At 63.2% G+C, this 3,055-nt stretch carries 4 protein-coding genes; all 4 read left to right on the top strand.

The window, feature by feature from the left end:
* The first annotated feature begins 34 nt into the window (after positions 1-34).
* Complete coding sequence (pstC, locus tag PF446_RS10215; RefSeq protein ID WP_298071322.1) at positions 35-919, top strand: phosphate ABC transporter permease subunit PstC; 885 nt, start codon at positions 35-37, stop codon at positions 917-919.
* A complete protein-coding gene (pstA, locus tag PF446_RS10210) occupies positions 919-1,788 on the top strand; it encodes a phosphate ABC transporter permease PstA (protein WP_298071321.1) in 870 nt (289 codons plus the stop codon). Before pstC ends, pstA begins: the two co-directional genes overlap by 1 nt.
* On the top strand, positions 1,781-2,596 hold the full coding sequence (gene pstB / locus PF446_RS10205; protein ID WP_298071320.1) for a phosphate ABC transporter ATP-binding protein PstB: 816 nt from the start codon (positions 1,781-1,783) through the stop codon (positions 2,594-2,596). Before pstA ends, pstB begins: the two co-directional genes overlap by 8 nt.
* Positions 2,597-2,717: 121 nt before the next feature.
* On the top strand, positions 2,718-3,055 hold a 338-nt coding region (locus tag PF446_RS10200; RefSeq protein ID WP_298071319.1), incomplete at its 3' end, for a PhoU domain-containing protein.

The raw sequence follows: 3,055 nt of genomic DNA, 5'->3' as shown, positions 1-3,055 counted from the left end.
TCGGGACGCCCGCCTCGACGTCTTCTTCCGACGTATCCTCGGCTTCTGTGCACTCCTGGTGCTCGCCGCCCTGCTGGGGGCCGCCCTGTCGACACTTTGGGGCGGGCGCGAAGTCCTGTTTGGGCACGGCCTGCATTTCCTGACCAGCACGGCCTGGAACCCGGTCACCGACAACTACGGCGCGCTGGCGCCGATCTTCGGCACCCTGGTCACCTCGCTCATCGCGCTGGTGCTGGCCGTCCCGGTCAGCTTCGGCATCGCCCTGTTCCTGACCGAGATCGCGCCCTCCTGGATGCGCGGTCCGATCTCCACCGCCATTGAATTGCTGGCGGGCATTCCCTCGATCATCTACGGCATGTGGGGCCTGTTCGTGTTCGTGCCGTTCATGTCAAGCATCGAACCGGCGCTCAGCAGCACGCTGGGCAGCATCCCGCTGATCGGCAAGCTGTTCCAGGGTCCACCCCTGGGCCTGGGCATCCTGACTGCAGGCATCGTGCTGGCAGTGATGATCCTGCCGTTCATTTCCTCGGTGATGCGCGAGGTCTTCCTGACCGTGCCCGCGCGCCTGAAGGAATCGGCCTATGCGCTGGGCTCGACCACCCGCGAAGTGGTCTGGGACATCGTCCTGCCGTACACCCGCTCGGCGGTGATCGGCGGCATCTTCCTGGGCCTGGGCCGCGCGCTGGGCGAGACCATGGCGGTCACCTTCGTGCTCGGCAATTCCTACAACATCACCAGTTCGCTGCTGATGCCGGGCACCTCGATCTCATCGTCCATCGCCAACGAATTCAACGAGGCCGTGGGCACGCACCGCTCGGCGCTGATCGCGCTGGGATTCCTGCTGTTCGTGGTCACCTTCATCGTGCTGCTGATCGCACGACTGATGTTGCGCCAGTTGTCCAAACGGGAGGGCAGCTGATGTCCAACGCCATCTACACCCGGCGCAAGATCAGCAACATCATCGCCATGGTGCTGAGCGCCATCGCCACCGTGATCGGCCTGATCTTCCTGGCCTGGATCCTGTGGGTGACGGTCAGCAATGGCATCAGCGCACTGAACCTGACGTTGTTCACCAAGATCACCGCCTATGGCGCCGATGGTGGCCTGTCCAACGCCATCGTCGGCTCCCTGGGCATGGACATGCTGGCGCTGCTGATCTGCGCGCCCATCGGCGTTCTGGCGGGAACCTACCTGGCCGAATACGCCAATACCTCCAAGCTGGGCGCGACCATCCGCTTCCTCAACGACATCCTGCTCTCGGCGCCGTCGATCGTGCTCGGCCTGTTCGTCTACGTGATCGTCGTGGTGCCGATGTCCAACATGACGAACGGCGAAGTATCGTTCTCTGGCCTGGCCGGTTCCATAGCGCTGGCCCTGATCGGCCTGCCGGTGATCGTGCGCACCACCGACGAGATGCTGCAGCTGGTGCCCGGCACCCTGCGCGAGGCGGCGCTGTCGCTGGGCATCCCGCAGTGGAAACTGACCGTGCAGGTGCTGATGCGCGCGGCCACGTCCGGCATCCTGACCGGCGTGCTGCTGGCTCTGGCGCGCCTGGCCGGCGAGACGGCCCCGTTGCTGTTCACGGCCTTTGGCAACAACTTCATGACCTACAGTCCGCTGAGCAAGACCGCGAGCCTGCCGGTCGCGATCTACCAGTACACCAACGACCCCAACCCGACGCTGCATGCCATCGCATGGGCTGGCGCCCTGCTGATCACGCTGTTCGTGCTTGCGCTGAGCTTGCTGACCCGTCTGTTCTTCATACGCAAGAAGGTGAGTTATGACTGACCTGGCCTCCGCCGCCACTGCGGTCACGCCAGCCCCGGAAGGGCTCGAAACTGTCCGCAACAAGATCAAGGTCCGCGACCTCAACTTCTTCTACCAGGATTTCCATGCCCTGAAGAACATCAGCATGGACATTCCGGAAAAGCTGGTCACCGCCATCATCGGCCCGTCCGGCTGCGGCAAGTCCACGCTGCTGCGCGTGTTCAACCGCATTTATTCGATGTATCCGAAGCTGCGCGCGGAGGGCTCGGTGGAGCTCGAAGGCGAGAACATCCTGGCCGCCAGCTACTCCATGAACCGCCTGCGTTCCAAGGTCGGCATGGTGTTCCAGAAGCCGGTGCCGTTCCCGATGACCATTTACGAGAACGTGGCCTACGGCATCCGTCACCACCAGAAGCTCAACCGCAAGCAGATGGACCAGCGCGTCGAAGAGGCGCTGCGTCAGGCCGCGATCTGGGACGAGGCCAAGGACAAGCTCAAGCAGAGCGCACTGGGCCTGTCCGGTGGACAGCAGCAGCGTCTGTGCATCGCACGCTGCATCGCGCTGCGACCGGATGTGCTGCTGCTGGACGAACCGACTTCGGCACTCGACCCGATCGCCACCAGCCGCATCGAGCAGCTGATCGAGGAGCTCAAGCGCACGTTCACCATCGTGATCGTGACCCACAACATGCAGCAGGCCGCGCGCGTGTCCGACTATACGGCCTTCATGTATCTGGGCGAATTGATCGAATTCGGCAACACCGAAAAGATCTTCACCAAACCGACCAAGAAGCAGACCGAGGACTACATCACCGGTCGCTTCGGCTGAGCCATCGAACGGTGCGGAGGCCGCATCAGCGGCATCCGCTCATCACCGGGGCATGCATCCCAGCGCATTTTGCAACGCCCACCATGCACCATCCCAACCACTGCCGGCGCCGGAAATACCCATGACCACATCCACCGACCACATCATCAAGAGTTACGACACCGAACTGGTCCGTCTGACAGGCGAGATCGCACGCATGGGCGAGCTTTCCGTCAAGCAACTGGAAGCGGCCATCGACGTGGTCGAACGCCGTGACGAACGCTCGGCCCAGCGCGTGGTCGACAATGACGATGCCATTGACAGCATGGAGAACGAGATCAGCCACGGCGTGGTCCGGCTACTGGCACTGCGCGCACCGATGGCCAGCGATCTTCGCGCGGTGTTCGCCGCCCTGCGCATTGCCTCGGATATCGAACGCATCGGCGACTATGCAGCCAACGTGGCCAAGCGTTCGATCCC

The sequence above is a fragment of the Oleiagrimonas sp. genome, assembly GCF_027858935.1.
Taxonomy (GTDB): domain Bacteria; phylum Pseudomonadota; class Gammaproteobacteria; order Xanthomonadales; family Rhodanobacteraceae; genus Oleiagrimonas.
The sequence above is the reverse complement of the archived record's forward strand: the minus strand, read 5'-3'. Positions and strand labels throughout refer to the sequence as shown.

Coding starts and splice junctions, on each gene's coding strand:
- pstA (WP_298071321.1), top strand. CDS start 919: ATGTCCAACGCCATCTACACCCGGCGCAAGATCAGCAACATCATCGCC.
- pstB (WP_298071320.1), top strand. CDS start 1,781: ATGACTGACCTGGCCTCCGCCGCCACTGCGGTCACGCCAGCCCCGGAA.